The following is a 17,409-nucleotide window of genomic DNA, read 5'->3' on the forward strand; positions in this document are numbered from 1 at the left end:
CGATTCTCTCCGCCCTCATGGTGAGGTGCGAAGCCCAAGGGCCGCAGCCTCGAACCACGAGGGTCGGCCACGAAGCCTGCGCTGAAAATTACTTCTCCAGCGCCACGACCACCTCGACATGCGAGGTCCAGAGAAACTGGTCGATCGGCGTCACCCTGGTGATGCGGTAGCCGCCTTCGATGAGCAGTGCGAGATCGCGGGCGAGCGTCAGAGGGTTGCAGGAGACCGCGACGATCTTCTTGACTTGCGAGAGGGCGAGTTCCTTGCTCTGAAACTCTGCTCCGGCGCGCGGCGGGTCGAAGACGACGGCGTCGTAGACTTTCAACTCCTGTTTCATCAGTGGCCGGCGGAAGAGATCGCGGCGCTCGATGGTGACAGGCTTCAACCCCTGCGTATTGCGGGCGGCATGGTCGAGTGCGGCGAGCGGCTTGCCTTCACTTTCCACCGCATGCACGCGCCCGATGCGCGCCAGGCGCAGCGAGAAGGTGCCGGCGCCGGCGAAGAGGTCGGCGATGCGCTTGGCCTTGCCGACATGGGCTGCGACCAGCTCAGCCATCGCGTCCTCGGCCTGCTTGGTTGCCTGCGTGAAGGCGCCCGGAGGAGGGGCAATCTGCACGCCGCCAAATTCGATGATCGGCTTTGCCGGCTCGACCAGGATTTCGCCGTTCAGCGACACGCGGGCTATGCCGCGAAGCGCCAGCACGGTCTCCACCGTGCTGCGGCGCTGTTTGTCGGATAGAGATTTGATGCCGTCGACAGCGAGATCGAGGCCGGATGACGTTTCCAGCACGGAAATGCGGAAAGCTTCGGCATTGACGGCGAGCGCGGTCGCGACCGCCCTGATCGCCTCGAGCCGCGACATGATCCCCGCGGACGCGATGGGACATTCCTCGATCGCGACGATGTGATGGCTTTCGGCCTGGTTGAAGCCGATCAGCGTGCTCTTTTCGGTCTTGCGTGCCGCAAAGATCACCCGCCGCCGCTCGCCGGGATGGGCAGCGACGATATCGTCCACCTCGGGCGTCAGGCCCTTGGAGCGCAATGCATCGACGACGAGCTGGCGCTTGAAGGCGCGGTAGGGCGCATCGGCATAGTGCTGCAGGGTGCAGCCGCCGCAGGTGCCGTTGACGCCATCCGGGCCGAAGTGTCGACAGTGCGGCTCCTGCCGATCCGGCGAAGCCGATGCGATCGACATCAGCGTGCCCTGACTTTTCACCCGCGCGATGGCGACGCTTTCGCCCGGAAGCGTGAAAGGCACATAGATCGGTCCGTCCGTGCCTTGCGCAATGCCGTCGCCCTGGGCGCCGAGCTTCTGGATGGTGACGGTTTCAGTGCTCATGGCTTGATCCCTGCGAGAAGAAATTCGTGGTTGCCGTCGCCGCCGGCAATGGGCGAGGGGATTAGGCCGAGGCTCTTCCAGCCCATATCCTCGGAGAACCAGCGCTCAAGTTCGGCAGCAACCGCCGGAGCGGAGGAGGGATCTTTTAGCAGTCCGGCCTTGCCGACAGCATCGCGACCCGCCTCGAATTGCGGCTTCACCAGCAGCGCCGCGCGCGCGCCCGGTTCGGCAAGAGCCAAGGCCGGTGCCAGCGCCAGCTTCAATGAGATGAAGGAGACGTCGGAAACGAGAAAGGAGAATGGCCCGCCGATATCTTCGGCGGTCAGGTAGCGGGCGTTCAGCCCTTCCATATTGGTGACGCGCGGATCGGCCGACATGCGCGGATGCATCTGTCCATGGCCGACATCAATGGATGTGACATGGGCTGCGCCGCGCTGCAGCAATACCTCGGTAAATCCGCCGGTGGATGCGCCGACGTCGAGACAGTGCAGGCCTTGCGGATTAAGGCCGAAATGATCGAGCGCGGCCACCAGTTTCAAGGCCGCACGGGACACGTAATCCTGAGCCGGATCGTCGATTCCGATCTGCACCTCCTCGGTAAACAGCGTCCCCGGCTTGGTGACGACCTTGCCGTCGACGGTCACGGTGCCGCGTTGGATGGCATCGCGCGCGCGGGAGCGGCTGGCGAAGAGCGAAAGGGTGACGAGGAGCTGGTCGAGGCGTTGAGGTTCGGACATAGGCTGTCCATGCCGGTCAATGCATTGCGTTGCAAGCCTTTTGTGGCAATCTCGGCGTTGACGCCGGACTGCAGCCGGAGATAATCGCTTAAATCAACGGCTGAGGGGTCATTCATGCGAAGAATCGGTGGCTATGCGGCTCTACTGGCGATGTTTGCCGCGCCGGCCCTGGCGAACGACACCATGGCCGAGCTGAAGACGGGCGGTCTCGCCTATGTCCGCAGCGGCGATATCAGCATGGATCAGGAAAAACTGTTCATCTCGGCGACCGAGGTGCGGGTGGATTACGTCTTCGAAAACACCTCCGACAAGGATGTCGAAAGCGTGGTTGCCTTTCCGATGCCCGATATCAAGGGCGATGTCGACAGCATGGTCGATGCCGGAAATGTCGATGCCGACAATTTTCTCGGCTTCACCGTGACCCAGGATGGCAAGGCCATCACCCCAACGCTTCAGCAGCGCGTATCGGTCGCCGATGTCGACATGACCGACGAGTTGAAGGCGCATGGCGTGCCGCTGTTGCCGCTCAGCAAGGCCGCGATGGATGCCGTCGCCAAGCTGCCTCTTGATGTGTTGGAGGATTGGACCGCTCGCGGTCTGATCACCGACGATGAGTACGACAATGACGGCCAGGGTATGAAACATTATCCGACGCCGATGTGGACGCTGCATACCACTTATTGGTGGCGTACAAAATTTCCTGCCAAGGCGAAGATAGCAGTCGAGCACCGCTACAAGCCGAGCGTCGGCGGTACGGTAGCCATCACTTTCGCCGGCGATGAGGATTACCAAAAGCAGCGGCTGCAGGCCTACCGAAGCAAATATTGCGTCGATGAGAGCTTCCTGAAGACGGCGACCAAACTTGCAGCCGTGGCCGACAAGGGCGGCCGCACCTATGTCGAGAGCTGGATTTCCTATGTTTTGACCACCGGCGCCAACTGGTCCGGGCCGATCAAGCATTTCGAGCTGACGGTCGATAAGGGCAGTCCGGAAAACTACATCAGCTTCTGCGGAACTGACGTCAAGAAGACCGGGCCAACGACTTTCCAGGTGACGGCGCAGGATTTTTATCCCGAGCACGATCTGGACATCCTAATCCTTTCCGCGGCACCCGTGAACTAGGCCGCGTTTAAAGACCAGTTGCGCGAAATTAAATAAATTTAAAGCCGAAGCCCTTACGGATATTCGGGATTACGGCGATCGGTTTCGAGATCGCCGCCTGCCATGAAGGCTTCGCGCTTCCGCGTCCCAATCATGCCCTTCCCTGTATTTTCCGAGTATTCGGCTGTGTTTTTCCCAACCACGGCTCGTTGATGCTCGCCAGGACCGGCGCTCAGGAGGCGCTCGCTCATGTTTGCGAAAAGACTCTCGCTGAATGGCAAGCTTGCCATTACGTTCACGGCGCTGATTGCCATTTTTGCCTGTGTTTCCGCATTCGTCTACGCCAAGGAAGAGGTGTCGGCCGGAGCTGCGGCGGAACAGGCCAAGTCGCACCAGCTCGTCAATCTTGTCGATGACTCCCTGCAGGCCATGCTGGAACAGGCCGTCAACCTGCGCGGCTTCCTGCTGCTGCGCAGCGACAGCACCTATGGCGATATTTTTGCCAATCGCGAGCGGATGCTGAAGAGCATCGCCGCTGCCAAGCAGGTTGCCGCCGATTCTCCGGATCTGCTTGGTGCCATCGATAACATGCAGAAAGCCGCCGATCTCTATTTCCATCAGCTTGCGGAGCCGCAGGCCAAGGCCCGCAAGGAAACCGAGATGCCGCTCGACCAGGTCGTCAAGATCGGTCAGAACGAGACCAAGGGCCAGCTCGATGGCTTCCGCGAGGCTGCCGCCAAGATCAAGCAGGCTGCTCGCACTAGGGCCGGTGATCTCGCCGCCACCCAGGAAGACGCCAACAGCGATCTGCGCCTGACGCTGATCGCAGGCGGCATCTTCGTGGCGCTGCTTGCCGCTCTTCTTGCCTGGCTGCTGTCACGCATCACCGTTCGTCCGATCGTCGGCATGACGGCCGCCATGGGTCGCCTGGCCAGTGGCGAGCACGATATCGATGTTCCAGCCGTCGGCCGTGGCGATGAAGTCGGCCGCATGGCCGATGCCGTCCTCATGTTCAAGCAGGCGGCGATCGAAAAGCTTCGCCTTGCCGGCGAGACCGATCGCATGCGCGATGACGCCGAGCGTCAGCGCCAGATGAGCGACGAGCAGAAAGCGCGCGAAGAGGGCGAAATCCGCTTTGCGATGGAAACGCTCGCGGCCGGGCTTTCCGCTCTCTCAGCCGGCAATGTCGCGGCACGGCTAGATCGCGCCTTCGCGCCGCAGTTCGACAGCGTTCGTGCCGATTTCAACAATGCCGTCGAAAAGCTGGAAGCGGCCCTGCAGTCGGTTGGCCGCAACGCCGCCGCCATCAATGCCGGCGCCGGCGAGATCCGCTCCGCGGCCGACGAGCTTGCTCATCGCACCGAGCAGCAGGCAGCCTCCGTCGAGGAAACGGCCGCGGCGCTGGAACAGGTGACGACGACGGTTCGTGATTCGGCCAAGCGCGCCGAGGATGTCGGCCATCTCGTCGAACGTGCCCGTCTCGGCGCCGAAAAGTCCGGCGAAGTGGTGCGCAAGGCAGTCTCCGCCATGCAGCAGATCGAAAAGTCTTCGGGCGAGATCAGCAACATCATCAGCGTCATCGACGATATCGCCTTCCAGACCAACCTGCTCGCCTTGAATGCCGGCGTCGAAGCCGCCCGTGCCGGCGATGCCGGCAAGGGCTTTGCCGTCGTTGCCCAGGAAGTGCGCGAGCTCGCCCAGCGCTCTGCCAATGCCGCCAAGGAAATCAAGGCGCTGATCACCACCTCGAGCGATCAGGTCAACACCGGCGTATCCCTGGTCGGCGAGACCGGCAAGGCGCTGGAGCTGATCGTCTCGGAAGTGCAGGAAATCAATCGCCACGTCGGCGCGATCGTCACGGCGACCCGCGAACAGTCGACCGGCCTGCAGGAGATTAATACCGCCGTCAACACCATGGATCAGGGCACGCAGAAGAACGCCGCCATGGTCGAGGAGCAGACTGCAGCAAGCCATGCGCTTGCCCGCGAAGCTGCTTCGCTGAATGAGTTGTTGCAGCAGTTCCGCCTCGGCAACGCACCACAAGCAGCACCCGCCCGGCCTGCCGTCGCGACGCCGCGTTCAAAGCCGGCGGCATCGCCGGCGCGGGCTCTGGGCCGCACCGTGGCCAAGGCCTTCGGCGCCAAGGCAAGTGCCGCAGTGCCCGCGCAGGACGAATGGGAAGAGTTCTGAGCGCTTTCCGGTAGTACTCAAAGCGACGGCCTTGCAAGGCCGTTCGCCGGGAATCATCTCCTTCAGACTTCGTCGGCCCGCCGCTCTGTGGCGGGCCGATTTGCGTTTCACAGGCAGCGCAAAAAGGAAAAATTCCGGCATGCGTTGTTTTGGAGCAGGTCGTTTCAAGGCAGGTGGTGGCACTTCCCCAGGGCTGCGGGGTTTTAAGAGCTGCCATACCGTTTTCGATGCGCGGTCGGGACATGCTTTCGTCAAGATTTATTAAATATTTGATCGGTGGCAGGGTTGCGCTCAGCGTCGATCCACTTTTTCTATAGCCTTATTACGAGGATTGCCGAGGGAGATTCGAATGGGACAACTCGTCCGAGTTCCGGCCAATGAAACACAGAGACTTTTGGCTGTACGCTCCCTGAATGCGATCCACAGCATTCCGACGCCGGAGCTGGCCATTGTCGCCGAGCTTGCAAGACAAGTCTTCGCCTCGCCCTATGCCGCGATCAATATAATCGACGAAGACTGGCAGCGCATAGCCGGGCAGGCCGGCCTGAAGATTGCCGAATGCTCTCGCGATATGTCGATCTGCACCCGCGTGGTCTTCGACGACGAATTGCTTGTCATATCCGATCTGGCCGCCGATCCCGAGCTGAAGAGCGCCCCCTTTGTGGTCGAGGATCCGCATCTGCGTTTCTATGCCGGCGCGCCGGTGCGGCTGGAAAATGGCCTGCCGGTCGGCGCCTTCTGCATTCTCGACCAGAAGCCACGGGAGTTCTCCGAGAGCGAGGAGCAAAGCCTCGTGCGGTTCGCCCAGATCGCAAGTGCGCTTCTGCGGCTTCAAAAGACCAATCTGCTGATGGGTATCGCCGAGAATGGTTTGCGCACTGCCGCCATGACCGACCCTTTGACCCGTTTCCTGAACAGGTCGGCGCTGGAGGCTGTGGTCGATGGATCGCTGAGCGCGGCCGTCGCTGCCGGCCGCAACTTCGGTGTGCTTTATCTCGACATGGACGGCTTCAAGTCGATCAACGACCGCTTTGGTCACAATGTCGGCGATGAGGTCTTATGCGAGGCTGCCCTGCGCATCCGCTCGGTCATTTCCACCGAGGACATTGTCGTACGCATGGGCGGCGATGAGTTCGCGATATTCGTTCCTGATCCGGCCGACAGGAGCGCTCTTCTATCCCTTTCGGAACGGCTGCTTGTCGCTTTTCGTGCGCCCTTCACGGTCGATGGCGTGTCCGTTTTTGCCCGGTTGAGCATAGGCGCAGCGCTGGCGCCGCATGACGGTGCGACGCGCATATTGCTGTTGAAGAATGTCGATGCCGCCCTCTATCAGGCCAAGGCAGCCGGGCGAGACCGGGTTGCTGTCTTCCAGCCCTGAGATCACAAACGATCGGCAAGCCCGGGAGGCGGCCGATAAGGCCTAGATCCTATCCGGCCGCTTCGACGATACGGCTATGGCCAAGCGCTCTGAACACCGTCTGCACGATGCCGGCGCGGTCGAGGCCGGCCTTGGCATTCATCACCTCGGGCTTGGCCTGATCCATCCAGATATCGGGCATGACGAGCGTGCGGATCTTCAGCCCGTTATCGAGCAATCCCTCGCTGGCGAGGAACTGCATGACCTGGCTGCCGAAGCCGCCGACCGAGCCTTCTTCGATGGTGATCAGCATCTCGTGGTGAGCGGCAAGCTGGCGAATGAGATCATGATCGAGCGGCTTGGCGAAACGGGCATCCGCAACCGTCGTCGGCAGGCCGGCAGCATCGAGATCTTCGGCAGCGGCAAGGCTGTCGGCCAGGCGCGTGCCGAAGGAGAGCAATGCAACCTTCGAACCCTGCTTGATCACACGACCCCTGCCGATTTCCAGGATCTGGCCCCGCTCGGGCATGTCGATACCGACGCCTTCGCCGCGCGGATAGCGGAACGAAATCGGGCCGAGATCGTAGGCGGCGGCGGTGCGCACCATATGCTTGAGCTCCGCCTCATCGGAAGCGGCCATGACGACGAAACCGGGCAGTGTGGCGAGGAAGGCGGTGTCGAAGGAGCCCGCATGCGTCGGGCCGTCAGCCCCGACAAAGCCGGCACGGTCGATCGGGAAGCGAACCGGGAGACCCTGAATCGCCACGTCATGAACCACCTGGTCATAGGCGCGCTGCAGGAAGGTGGAATAAAGGGCGGCAAACGGCTTGTAGCCCTCGGCGGCAAGGCCAGCGGCAAAGGTCACGGCATGCTGCTCGGCGATGCCGACGTCGAAACAGCGCTTGGGGAAAAATTCCTGCAGCTTGTCGAGGCCGGTGCCATTCGGCATGGCGGCTGTGATGCCGACAATCTTCTCGTCAAGCGTTGCCTCCTGCACCAGGGCATCGGCGAAGACGCTGGTATAGCTCGGTGCATTCGGTTTCACCTTGGCCTGCGCGCCGGTGATGACGTCGAACTTGTTGACGCCGTGATACTTGTCGGCAGCTGCCTCGGCGGGGGGATAACCCTTGCCCTTTTGCGTCACGACATGAATCAGCACCGGACCCTGCGCATTGTCGCGCACATTGCGCAGCACTGGCAGCAGGTGTTCGAAGGAGTGACCGTCGATCGGGCCGATATGGTAGAAACCCATCTCCTCGAACATCGTCCCGCCGGTCACATAGCCCCGTGCATGTTCGACTGCCCGCGTGATGGCGCGATCGACCTTCTTGCCAAGATAGGCCGTCAGCTTCTTGCCGAGGTCGCGGAAGCCCATATAGGTGCGGCCGGAGGCGAGGCGGGCGAGATAGGCGCTCATTGCGCCGGTCGGCGGCGCGATCGACATGTCGTTGTCGTTGAGGATGACGATCAGTCGTGCATCGAGCGCGCCGGCATTGTTAAGGGCTTCATAGGCCATGCCGGCCGACATGGCGCCATCGCCGATCACGGCAATGACGCGGCGGTCGGCCTTGTCGAGCTCGGCGGCCACAGCCATGCCGAGGCCGGCGGAAATGGACGTCGATGAATGCGCGGCGCCGAAGGGGTCGTATTCGCTTTCGGCCCGACGCGTGAAGCCGGAAAGGCCGTCTTCCTGCCTCAGCGTGCGGATGCGATCACGCCGCCCGGTCAGGATCTTGTGCGGATAACACTGATGCCCGACATCGAAGATCAGGCGATCGCTCGGCGTGTTGAAAACGCTGTGGATGGCGATGGTCAGTTCGACGACGCCAAGGCCGGCGCCGAGATGCCCGCCGGTGCGCGACACCGCATCGATCATCTCGTCGCGGACTTCGCGGGCGAGTTGCGGCAAGTCCCGGTCCTCAAGCTTGCGCAGGTCGGAAGGAAAATGGACCCGGTCGAGCAGCGGCGTCTCTGGCATTTGTGTCAAGGCTGGAGCCTCTTTCTTGCTATTCTTGGGCGGGATCCCGCCTTTACGTCAAAACAGATTGCGACAAAAGACGCCGAATTCAAGGTGCACCCGAACAAGAAACATGTGGGATTGTTATGAACCCGTTAGCCCTCCGGCAATGGAATGAATTCTTCCTCATCGCCCGGTACGATGTCGAAGCGGCCCGTGCGCCATTCTTCCTTGGCCTTTTCGATGCGTTCCTTGGAAGATGACACGAAGTTCCACCAGATATAGCGCTTCGAATTGAGCGCCGCACCACCAAAAAGCATGAGATGACAGCCTTTTTCCGCAGCTTCGAGGGTTATGGCGTCGCCGGGGCGGAAAACGAGCAGCTGGTCCTGGGCAAAGTGATCGCCCGCAACGATGAGCGAGCCGGAGAGGATATAGACCGCGCGCTCTTCATGGGCTGCGCCAAAAGGAAACGTCGCGTTCGGCTGAAGCTGCAGATCGACATAGAGCGTGTCGGTGAAGGATTTCACCGGAGATTTCAGGCCTTCGAAATCGCCGATCACCACGCGCCCGGTCACGCCGCCATCGGAAATGACAGGTAGCTCGTCTTTCTCCGTATGGGCAAAGGAGGGGTCGATCTCCTCCCTGTCGTCGGGGAGCGCCAGCCATGTCTGTAGGCCCGACATCGCAAAGGGATGGTCGCGCAGATTTTCGGGGGTGCGTTCGGAGTGTACGATCCCGCGTCCGGCCGTCATCAGGTTGACGTCGCCGGGGCGGATTACCTTGGCCGTGCCGAGGCTGTCGAGATGGCGGATCTCGCCGTCGAACAGGTAAGTGACGGTGGAAAGGCCGATATGCGGATGCGGGCGCACATCTACCGCCTGGCCTGGCCGAAAGATTGCAGGCCCCATGCGGTCGAAGAAGATGAACGGCCCCACCAGCCGCCGCCGGCTGCTCGGAAGAGCCCGCCGCACGGAGAAGCCACCAAGGTCGCTGGTGCGCGGAATGATGAGATTCTCGATCGCGTCGCAGGCGAAGGCATCACCGGCGTGCGGATCATTTCCTGGGAAAAAGGACATGGAGGCTCTCCTTTCGGTTGAGGTGCAACCTACCGGGAATGTCAGGCAAACTCAAACTTTCCCGTTTTGTCTCACGCGCCGTCCAGCGGCTCCGCGCCCTGAGGCTTGCCGGCGCGGTCGAGGCGGATCTTCTCGATGCGGTTCTCGGCTGCCGAGAGCAGCGCCTCGCAATGCTTCTTCAACGCTTCGCCGCGCTCATAGATGGCGATGGATTCGTCCAGCGCCACGTCGCCGCGCTCCAGGCGTGCGACGATGCTTTCAAGCTCCGCCACGGCCTTCTCGAAGGAATAGCCTGAAACATCTACCTTGGCGTTCTCGCTCATCGTCACCCCTTCATCATGCGCAGAATATGCAGGCCCGCCGATTCGGCCAGCCCTTCCAGATCATAGCCGCCTTCGAGCAGGCTGACGACCCGGTTCTTGGCGCTGCGATCGGCAGCCTCCAGAATCCGCCCGGTCGCCCAGTCGAAATCCTCACCGGTGAGGTTCAATTGCGCCAGCGGATCGCGATGGTGGGCGTCGAAACCGGCGGAGATGATGATGAGGTCCGGGCGGAAATCATCGAGCGCCGGCAGGATGCGCGATTTGAATGCCTCGCGGAAATGATCGCCGCCGGTGTTCGGCGAAAGCGGCGCGTTGACGATGGTGTCATGCGCGCCGCGCTCATCTTTTTTACCGGTGCCTGGATAGAGCGGCATCTGGTGGGTCGAACAGAAGAGCACGGACGGATCGTCCCAGAAGATGTCCTGCGTGCCGTTGCCGTGATGCACATCCCAGTCGACGATGGCGACGCGCTCGGCACCATGTGCCTTTTGAGCGTGGCGTGCCGCGATCGCGGCATTGTTGAAGAAGCAGAAACCCATGGCCTTGGATTTCTCGGCATGGTGGCCAGGCGGGCGGGCAGCGACGAAGACATTGTCGGCAGCACCGGAAAACACATCGTCGACCGCCGCCATCGCTCCGCCGACGCCGTGCATGATCGCCTGCAGCGTCTTCGGGCTGGCATAGGTATCCGCCTCGAGCTGGTTGATCTCGCCGTCGTCACCCTTATCAGGCATCGAGCGCAGCACGAATTCCAGATGCTCTTCGGGGTGGGCAAGGAGGACGGCATCCTCGTGCGCTGTCAGGGCTTTGCGCCGGTCAAGCCGTTCGAAATTCGGATGTTCCAGCGCGATATTCAGCGAGCGCAGCCGATCCGGCCGTTCCGGGTGGCCTGGTGGAACAATATGTTCAAGAAAGATCGGGTGTTCGTAAAGACGTGTGCTCATGGGGCCAATCTATAGAGGAGGTGTGACGCCTATTAGAGGACATGGACCATGTCACTACAATGTCAACAAACCATCTTAACCACTTTGGGGTAGCGCCCGTTTACTTATCGAGGCGCGGTGTTAAGCTTTCATTAAGGTGTCTATGGCGTCGGCCAGGGTTGTTTAGTGATGATGAGTATAGAACGATCCGATGTCATCGAGGTGAGGGTGCCGCCGCGCGATGTCGACAGGCACGGCCAGATGTTCATTGCATCCTATATCTCGCAGGCGGAAACGGCTCTTTCGAATTTCTGGCGCACCCGGCCGCTGGTCGATGATGAACCCGCCTACATCGCCACCAAGGCGTCCTGCTCTCTGCACCGGGCCCTGCGCTACGACGATCTTGCCCGCTTCTCGATCAGCGTCAACAAGATCGGCGGCAAGTCCGTCGGCTTCGTCGTCCTGGTCGAAACCGGCAACGAACTGGCGGCGGAAGTCGAGATCCGGTGGCTCGCGGTTCGCGGCGAGGAACAGGACCCGGCTTCCCTGCCGGAGGACACGCGCGACTGGCTCTACAAATATCTGTCCTGAGCCGCGGTTAACTCCGCTGCGGCAGAAGCGGATAGCCGGCCATGACAGCGCGTCCCACCAGTGCTGCGACGACAGCCTTGATGACATCGCCCGGCACAAAGCTCAGGGAACCGATAAAGGCCTTCTCGAAGCCGATATTGACGCTCAGCCAGGCGATACCGAAGGCGTAGAGCACGATAACACCGCCTGCCACTGCGGCGAGGAAGAAGCCAACGCCCTGCACGAGGCTGCTTTGCTCGGCCTTGACCAGCCGCTCCGAGAGATAGCCGGTGACAAAGGCGGCGAAGATCCAGCCGATGAAGAAGCCGGCGGTCGGACCTGCAAGAACGGCAAGGCCACCACGCCCTCCGGAAAGGACCGGCAAGCCGATAAGCACCAAGAGAACGACGATCAGCACTGCGATCGTGCCGCGCTTGGCACCGAGCACGACACCGGCCAGCATGATGCCGAGCGATTGCGCGGTGATCGGCACGAGGATGATGCCGATCGGGATCGGCGGCAGCAGTCCGAGCGCCACGATGATGGCGGCAAAAAGCGCCGAGAGGACGAGGTCGCGGGTGTTCATGGCGGCTCCTTCGCAAACAGATTATTGTTCAATGCCGCCGAATGCCGCGTGCGTCAATCGCCGCCGCGATATTGTCCGCATCGCGCAGCGTCAGGATGATGAGCGGAGCGAGCGTCGTTGCCATGCGTATCTTGATGCCGCGTGCCTGATGCGCATCGCGGATCGCGCGATAACGGTCAAGAATCTCGGGCACGAAGCGGATGACGAGGCCGATTGCAAGGCCGATATCGGCAGCCCTGAGCATGCCGATTTTTTCGAGCGGCATCGCAAGCGTCGTGATCTCGTCCATGAAGGCGGTCATCGATGTCGTCGCCGTCACGGCAGCCGCAAACAGCGCAAGCGCGGTCAGCCGCAGTGCTACGACAATGGCGGCATGCAGGGGGCTCAGGAGCACGGTGAAGAGCGCCAGCATGGCGATGGAGATCAGGATCGGCCGTAGCCGCCTCAAAGCCTCCCGTAGCGGCAGGCCTGTCCGGAAGTAGAGGGCGGCGCCAATGAAGTTTGCGAGCGCGAGGGCTGCGATGGAATTGAGGAGAAACAGCAGGATGCCGAGAGCCGCGAGTGTCACGAGCTTCACGCGCGGCGACAGCCGGTGCAGCCAGGTGTCAACGTCTACATGCAGCGTCTGCATCAGCCGGCCATCTCCCTGTATCGAGCGATGACGTCCGCCGCCGGAGCGTCGGCCACCAGCCGGCCCTGGTCGAACAGCAGCACGCGCTCGAAATCCTCCAGCAATGGCAGGTCGTGGCTGATGACGATGACGCTTTCCGGCAAGCTCGCAATGGTCCCTTGCACCAGCGCGCGGTTCTTGAGGTCCAGCTGGTTGGTCGGCTCGTCGAGGATCAGAATATCCGGGCCCGTCACCAGCACCGAGCAGAGGGCGGCCATCTGCAGCTCGCCGCCTGAAAGCTCATGCGCGCGCCGCGCACCGAGATGGCTGACACCGAACCGCTCGAGAATGGCGTCGACGGCCGCCTCGATCCGCGTCTTGTCATAGCCACGCGCCTTAAGCCCGAAAGCGATGTCGTCGCGCACGATCGGCAGGATGATCTGGTTCTGCGGCGACTGGAAGATATAGCCGACCCTGCCGAGCACCTTGGCCGCATCCGAGATCGTATCCAGCCCATCGACGACGACACGGCCGGTCGTCGGCTTGGCGAGCCCGTTGATCAACCGCGCGAATGTCGTCTTGCCCGAGCCGTTGAGGCCGATGACGCCGATCCGCTTCTCCTGGAGCGTCAGGCTCAGCGGGAAGAGGGCGGTGCGTGCGCCATAGTCTACGCCGGCATTGTCGAAGCGGATATCCAAGCGGCTGCCCTGTTTCCTGATGGTATCGCGGTCCTATAGCGCATCGCGGTCATTTATCAAATGAGGCGGTTTGAAAGCATGGGAATTTATGCCTATGATCCCTCCATGACGAATCTGCTTTCGAATCGGGATGCCCGCCGCGTTTTCCTTGCCAAGCAGGGGCTCGCCAATCCACCGAACCGCGCCTTGACCAAGGCGGGCCTGCTGCAACTCATCCATGATATCGGCTTCGTGCAGGTGGATAGCATCGGCACCGTCGAGCGCGCGCATCACCAGATCCTGTTCTCACGCAACCAGACTTACCGGCGCGAGCATCTGACGGAACTCCTCGAAAAGGACGGCGCGCTGTTCGAGCACTGGACGCATGACGCCTCCATCGTTCCGAGTGCCTTTTTCGTCTACTGGAAACACCGGTTCCGCCGAGAGGAATTGGCTCTCGTGGAACGCTGGCGAAAATGGCGTGGCGAGGGGTTCGAATCTGCCTTCGAGGAAACCTACGAGCGCGTGCTGAAGAAGGGCGCGATCATGGCGCGCGAGGTCAAGGCGGAGGATCATGTCTCCGGCGGCTGGTGGAACTGGCATCCGAACAAGACGGCACTCGAATATTTCTGGCGCACCGGCAAATTCGCGATCGCCGGCCGCACCAATTTCCAGAAGGTCTATGATCTCGTCGAGCGCGTCCTGCCGGATCATGTCCACACACCAGAGGTCGATCACGAGGAGTTTGTCGAATGGGCTTGTCGCAGCGCTTTGCAGCGCCTGGGCTTTGCCACCTCGGGCGAAATCGCCGCCTTCTGGGACCTGGTGACGCCACAGGAAGCCAAAAACTGGGTCGAGACGCATCGGGACGAGTTGACCGAGGTGCTGATCGAGCCTGCCGGCGGCGGCAAGCCGCGTCCTTCCTTCGCCTTCCTCGATTTCCATGACACGCTGGACAGTCATGCCGAAGCGCCGGCGCGCATCCGCGTCCTCAGTCCCTTCGATCCGACGCTGCGTGACCGCAACCGCACCGAACGCCTCTTCGGCTTCTTTTACCGCATCGAGATTTTCGTGCCTGAGCCCAAGCGCGAATACGGCTATTATGTCTTTCCGCTGCTGGAGGGAGACCGGCTGATCGGCCGCATCGACATGAAGGCTGACCGCAAGGCGGGAACGCTTGACGTCAAGCGCTTGTGGCTGGAACAGGGCGTCAAACCCTCCGCCGGCCGATTGGAGAGGCTGGAAGCGGAACTGGAGCGTGTCGCCCGCTTTACCGGCGTTGAGAAGGTGGTGTTTCTCGAAGGCTGGCGCGGCTAATCACCTCCCCCTGAGGGGGAGGTCGCGCGGAACGCGCGGATGGGGGTGACACTTGTCTGGCTCTGGAGGTGGCGGCGATCACCCCACCCCGGAGTTTCGCTCCGACCCTCCCCCTTGAGGCAGGGTGAAGCAGAGACGCCTGTAAAAAAGGGAGGATTGATTGCCATCGCCAATTCTTGAAGGCCGCAATGTCAGGCTGCGCCCACCATGTGCCGAAGATGCCGATGTGCGTGTCGCTCTCGGCAATCACGCCGAGATAGCGGAGATGTACGGCGTCAACAAAGACGACGTGAAGCCGATCACCCGGGAAGGCGCGATTGCGTGGGTGCAGTGGCTTACCAATCATCCCCATGCCTGGGTCATCGAGATCAATGGCGTCTTCGCCGGTGAGATCAGATTGGACAACGTCAATCGCCAGGACAGGCGCGCGACGATGGCGCTCGGTATCAATAACCCCGCCTTGCTGGGCAAAGGCCTCGGCACCGAAGCCATCACCGTTCTGCTGCGCCATGCCTTCGGCGACATGGGATTGCATCGCATCGGCATACGCGTGCTCGCCTATAACAAGCGTGCCATCCGCGCCTATGAGAAATGCGGGTTTGCGGTCGAAGGGCGGGAACGGGAGACGGCCTATGTCAACGGCAGCTGGCACGACGACATCATGATGGGCCTGCTGGACCACGAATTTTCGGCGAAAGGGCTTTGAAGCCTCAGCAAAGGCCCGCTCTCCGAGATCCAAGCACCCCTATCTCACCGGCAATTCGAAGCTGTGCTTGAGCGTCTCCATCGGCACGTCAGTCTTGACGTTCAGCACGCTGGGGATGCGTGTCAGATAATCGGCCTGGAAGCGCCAATAGCTGTGCAGATCGGCGGTGACGATGCGCAGGATGGCATCGCATTCTCCTGTCGTGAGGTGGCATTCGATCACCTCCGGAAACCGCCGGATCGCCTCGCCAAACTGCACCGTTATCTCGGCATCCTGCGTCTTGAACCAGACACGGGCAAAAACCGTGAGGCCGGCGCCGACCTTCGCCGGATCAAGCACGGCAACGTAACGGTCGATGACCCCGGCCTCCTCCAGCAATCGTACCCTGCGCAGGCAGGGCGATGGCGATAAGCCGACTTCCTTGGCCAGCTCCACATTGGAGATGCGCCCATTTCGCTGGAGTACGCGCAAGATACGGCGGTCGATGTCGTCCAAATTCATTGGCGTTATCTGCCTCATGGATCATTAATTTTGGCATTTTATGCCAAATACTGATCTCTTTTTGCTTTCTTCGCAAGGTCGTTGCGCACAGCTTGGCCTAACATTCCATCCGTTCAACACGAGATGGAAATTGACTCATGCCGAAAAAGCTCAATAAAATCGTGCTCTCCTATTCGGGCGGCCTGGACACATCGATCATCCTGAAATGGCTGCAGGAGACCTACCAGTGCGAAGTCGTCACCTTTACCGCCGATCTGGGGCAGGGCGAGGAGTTGGAACCCGCACGCAAGAAAGCCGAAATGCTGGGGATCAAAGACATCCGGATCGTGGATGTCCGCGAGGAATTCGTGCGGGACTTTGTTTTCCCGATGTTTCGCGCCAATACGCTCTATGAGGGCCAGTATCTCCTCGGCACCTCGATCGCTCGTCCGCTGATCGCCAAGCATCTTGTCAGCATTGCCCGGGACGTCGGTGCGGACGCCATTGCGCACGGGGCGACCGGCAAGGGCAACGATCAGGTCCGCTTCGAACTGACCGCCAATGCTCTCGACCCCTCGATCAGGATTATCGCCCCCTGGCGCGAATGGGACATTCAGTCCCGGACCCAGCTCATCGGCTATGCCGAAAAGCATCAGATCCCTGTTCCCAAGGACAAGCGCGGCGAAGCGCCCTTCTCGGTCGATGCCAATCTGCTGCATACGTCCACAGAAGGTAAAGTGCTCGAGGATCCCGCCGATATCGCGCCAGATTACATCTACCAGCGGACGGTCGATCCCGTGCATGCGCCCGACATGCCCGAGATCATCACGATCGGTTTCGAAAGGGGTGACGCGGTATCTGTGAATGGCGAAAAACTATCTCCGGCGGCACTCCTGACCGCGCTCAACGAACTGGGCGGCAGACATGGAGTCGGGCGGCTCGATCTGGTCGAAAACCGGTTCGTCGGCATGAAATCGCGCGGGGTCTACGAGACACCCGGCGGCACGATCCTGCTTGCTGCTCATCGTGGGATCGAGTCAATCACGCTCGACCGCGCAGCCGCTCACCTGAAAGACGAGATCATGCCGCGCTATTCGGAGCTGATCTATAACGGCTTCTGGTATTCACCCGAGCGGGAAATGCTGCAGGCCCTGATCGATGCGAGCCAGACCTACGTGACCGGCGAGGTGACGGTTCGGCTCTACAAGGGCTCGGCCAGTGTTATCGCGCGCAGTTCGCCCCATTCGCTGTATTCGACGGAACTGGTGACCTTCGAGGAAGGCACGGGGATTTACGATCACCAGGATGCGGAGGGCTTTATCAAGCTCAATGGGCTGCGCCTCAAGACGTGGGCGGCTCGTAACAGGCAATCGGGCTTGCTGCACGGTTCATAAATGTCATGGAGAAGCACCGGGCCTGGGAGGGGGCTGCACCAATCACCTCCCCCTTGAGGGGGG

17 protein-coding genes are annotated in these 17,409 nt (G+C 61.3%); 7 read left to right on the plus strand and 10 right to left on the minus strand.

Annotated elements, in window-relative coordinates:
* Window positions 1-88 precede the first annotated feature (88 nt).
* Both A6U86_RS00420 and A6U86_RS00425 read right to left on the minus strand, forming a co-directional pair.
* A complete protein-coding gene (locus A6U86_RS00420; protein WP_068384838.1) occupies window positions 89-1,339 on the minus strand; it encodes a class I SAM-dependent RNA methyltransferase in 1,251 nt (416 codons plus the stop codon).
* Window positions 1,336-2,076 (minus strand): TlyA family RNA methyltransferase, encoded by a 741-nt coding sequence (locus A6U86_RS00425; RefSeq protein ID WP_068384841.1) that lies wholly within the window; start codon window positions 2,074-2,076, stop codon window positions 1,336-1,338. Before A6U86_RS00425 ends, A6U86_RS00420 begins: the two co-directional genes overlap by 4 nt.
* 114 nt (window positions 2,077-2,190) lie before the next feature.
* On the opposite strand from A6U86_RS00425, the gene A6U86_RS00430 reads away from it, so the two are divergent.
* The 3 genes from A6U86_RS00430 (at window position 2,191) to A6U86_RS00440 (ending at window position 6,745) form a co-directional block, all read left to right on the plus strand.
* A complete protein-coding gene (locus A6U86_RS00430; RefSeq protein ID WP_068384844.1) occupies window positions 2,191-3,198 on the plus strand; it encodes a DUF4424 domain-containing protein in 1,008 nt (335 codons plus the stop codon).
* A gap of 228 nt (window positions 3,199-3,426) precedes the next feature.
* Complete coding sequence (locus A6U86_RS00435; protein ID WP_068384846.1) at window positions 3,427-5,367, plus strand: methyl-accepting chemotaxis protein; 1,941 nt, start codon at window positions 3,427-3,429, stop codon at window positions 5,365-5,367.
* A 349-nt stretch (window positions 5,368-5,716) separates the two neighbouring features.
* Entirely contained in the window at window positions 5,717-6,745 is a 1,029-nt protein-coding gene (locus tag A6U86_RS00440) for a sensor domain-containing diguanylate cyclase (protein WP_068384849.1), read from the plus strand.
* A gap of 49 nt (window positions 6,746-6,794) precedes the next feature.
* On the opposite strand, the gene dxs is transcribed toward A6U86_RS00440, so the two are convergent.
* The 4 genes from dxs to A6U86_RS00460 form a co-directional block, all read right to left on the minus strand.
* Entirely contained in the window at window positions 6,795-8,711 is a 1,917-nt protein-coding gene (dxs, locus tag A6U86_RS00445) for a 1-deoxy-D-xylulose-5-phosphate synthase (protein ID WP_068384852.1), read from the minus strand.
* A 125-nt stretch (window positions 8,712-8,836) separates the two neighbouring features.
* On the minus strand, window positions 8,837-9,760 hold the full coding sequence (locus A6U86_RS00450; protein ID WP_068384853.1) for a pirin family protein: 924 nt from the start codon (window positions 9,758-9,760) through the stop codon (window positions 8,837-8,839).
* A 71-nt stretch (window positions 9,761-9,831) separates the two neighbouring features.
* On the minus strand, window positions 9,832-10,083 hold the full coding sequence (locus tag A6U86_RS00455) for an exodeoxyribonuclease VII small subunit (protein ID WP_068384856.1): 252 nt from the start codon (window positions 10,081-10,083) through the stop codon (window positions 9,832-9,834).
* A gap of 2 nt (window positions 10,084-10,085) precedes the next feature.
* Complete coding sequence (locus A6U86_RS00460) at window positions 10,086-11,027, minus strand: histone deacetylase family protein (RefSeq protein WP_068384859.1); 942 nt, start codon at window positions 11,025-11,027, stop codon at window positions 10,086-10,088.
* A 168-nt stretch (window positions 11,028-11,195) separates the two neighbouring features.
* On the opposite strand from A6U86_RS00460, the gene A6U86_RS00465 reads away from it, so the two are divergent.
* Window positions 11,196-11,597, plus strand: a complete 402-nt coding sequence (locus A6U86_RS00465; RefSeq protein WP_068384861.1) for a thioesterase family protein — start codon at window positions 11,196-11,198, stop codon at window positions 11,595-11,597.
* A 7-nt stretch (window positions 11,598-11,604) separates the two neighbouring features.
* On the opposite strand, the gene A6U86_RS00470 is transcribed toward A6U86_RS00465, so the two are convergent.
* Genes A6U86_RS00470 through A6U86_RS00480 form a run of 3 tightly spaced genes read right to left on the minus strand, consistent with a single transcriptional unit; the run spans window position 11,605 to window position 13,470 of the window.
* On the minus strand, window positions 11,605-12,162 hold the full coding sequence (locus A6U86_RS00470; RefSeq protein ID WP_068384863.1) for a biotin transporter BioY: 558 nt from the start codon (window positions 12,160-12,162) through the stop codon (window positions 11,605-11,607).
* A gap of 28 nt (window positions 12,163-12,190) precedes the next feature.
* A complete protein-coding gene (locus A6U86_RS00475) occupies window positions 12,191-12,793 on the minus strand; it encodes an energy-coupling factor transporter transmembrane protein EcfT (protein WP_068384866.1) in 603 nt (200 codons plus the stop codon).
* Complete coding sequence (locus tag A6U86_RS00480; RefSeq protein ID WP_068384869.1) at window positions 12,793-13,470, minus strand: energy-coupling factor ABC transporter ATP-binding protein; 678 nt, start codon at window positions 13,468-13,470, stop codon at window positions 12,793-12,795. Before A6U86_RS00480 ends, A6U86_RS00475 begins: the two co-directional genes overlap by 1 nt.
* Window positions 13,471-13,575: 105 nt before the next feature.
* On the opposite strand from A6U86_RS00480, the gene A6U86_RS00485 reads away from it, so the two are divergent.
* Window positions 13,576-14,766: a winged helix-turn-helix domain-containing protein gene (locus A6U86_RS00485; protein ID WP_068387602.1), complete on the plus strand. Its 1,191-nt coding sequence runs from the start codon at window positions 13,576-13,578 to the stop codon at window positions 14,764-14,766.
* 160 nt (window positions 14,767-14,926) lie between these two features.
* A complete protein-coding gene (locus A6U86_RS00490) occupies window positions 14,927-15,472 on the plus strand; it encodes a GNAT family N-acetyltransferase (RefSeq protein WP_068384871.1) in 546 nt (181 codons plus the stop codon).
* A gap of 39 nt (window positions 15,473-15,511) precedes the next feature.
* On the opposite strand, the gene A6U86_RS00495 is transcribed toward A6U86_RS00490, so the two are convergent.
* Window positions 15,512-15,973, minus strand: coding sequence for an Lrp/AsnC family transcriptional regulator (locus tag A6U86_RS00495; protein ID WP_244509814.1), 462 nt, complete (start codon window positions 15,971-15,973; stop codon window positions 15,512-15,514).
* Between the two features lie 137 nt (window positions 15,974-16,110).
* Here A6U86_RS00495 and A6U86_RS00500 point away from each other — a divergent pair, with 137 nt between their 5' ends.
* On the plus strand, window positions 16,111-17,346 hold the full coding sequence (locus A6U86_RS00500) for an argininosuccinate synthase (protein ID WP_068384875.1): 1,236 nt from the start codon (window positions 16,111-16,113) through the stop codon (window positions 17,344-17,346).
* The last annotated feature ends 63 nt before the right edge of the window (window positions 17,347-17,409 follow it).

This window comes from Rhizobium sp. AC27/96 (genome assembly GCF_001692325.1).
GTDB lineage: Bacteria > Pseudomonadota > Alphaproteobacteria > Rhizobiales > Rhizobiaceae > Rhizobium.

Excerpts from the sequence above, each read along its gene's own strand:
- A6U86_RS00420 (WP_068384838.1), bottom strand. The coding sequence starts at position 1,339 with ATGAGCACTGAAACCGTCACCATCCAGAAGCTCGGCGCCCAGGGCGAC.
- A6U86_RS00425 (WP_068384841.1), bottom strand. The coding sequence starts at position 2,076 with ATGTCCGAACCTCAACGCCTCGACCAGCTCCTCGTCACCCTTTCGCTC.
- A6U86_RS00430 (WP_068384844.1), top strand. The coding sequence starts at position 2,191 with ATGCGAAGAATCGGTGGCTATGCGGCTCTACTGGCGATGTTTGCCGCG.
- A6U86_RS00435 (WP_068384846.1), top strand. The coding sequence starts at position 3,427 with ATGTTTGCGAAAAGACTCTCGCTGAATGGCAAGCTTGCCATTACGTTC.
- A6U86_RS00440 (WP_068384849.1), top strand. The coding sequence starts at position 5,717 with ATGGGACAACTCGTCCGAGTTCCGGCCAATGAAACACAGAGACTTTTG.
- A6U86_RS00450 (WP_068384853.1), bottom strand. The coding sequence starts at position 9,760 with ATGTCCTTTTTCCCAGGAAATGATCCGCACGCCGGTGATGCCTTCGCC.
- A6U86_RS00455 (WP_068384856.1), bottom strand. The coding sequence starts at position 10,083 with ATGAGCGAGAACGCCAAGGTAGATGTTTCAGGCTATTCCTTCGAGAAG.
- A6U86_RS00460 (WP_068384859.1), bottom strand. The coding sequence starts at position 11,027 with ATGAGCACACGTCTTTACGAACACCCGATCTTTCTTGAACATATTGTT.
- A6U86_RS00465 (WP_068384861.1), top strand. The coding sequence starts at position 11,196 with ATGATGAGTATAGAACGATCCGATGTCATCGAGGTGAGGGTGCCGCCG.
- A6U86_RS00470 (WP_068384863.1), bottom strand. The coding sequence starts at position 12,162 with ATGAACACCCGCGACCTCGTCCTCTCGGCGCTTTTTGCCGCCATCATC.
- A6U86_RS00475 (WP_068384866.1), bottom strand. The coding sequence starts at position 12,793 with ATGCAGACGCTGCATGTAGACGTTGACACCTGGCTGCACCGGCTGTCG.
- A6U86_RS00485 (WP_068387602.1), top strand. The coding sequence starts at position 13,576 with ATGACGAATCTGCTTTCGAATCGGGATGCCCGCCGCGTTTTCCTTGCC.
- A6U86_RS00495 (WP_244509814.1), bottom strand. The coding sequence starts at position 15,973 with ATGAATTTGGACGACATCGACCGCCGTATCTTGCGCGTACTCCAGCGA.
- A6U86_RS00500 (WP_068384875.1), top strand. The coding sequence starts at position 16,111 with ATGCCGAAAAAGCTCAATAAAATCGTGCTCTCCTATTCGGGCGGCCTG.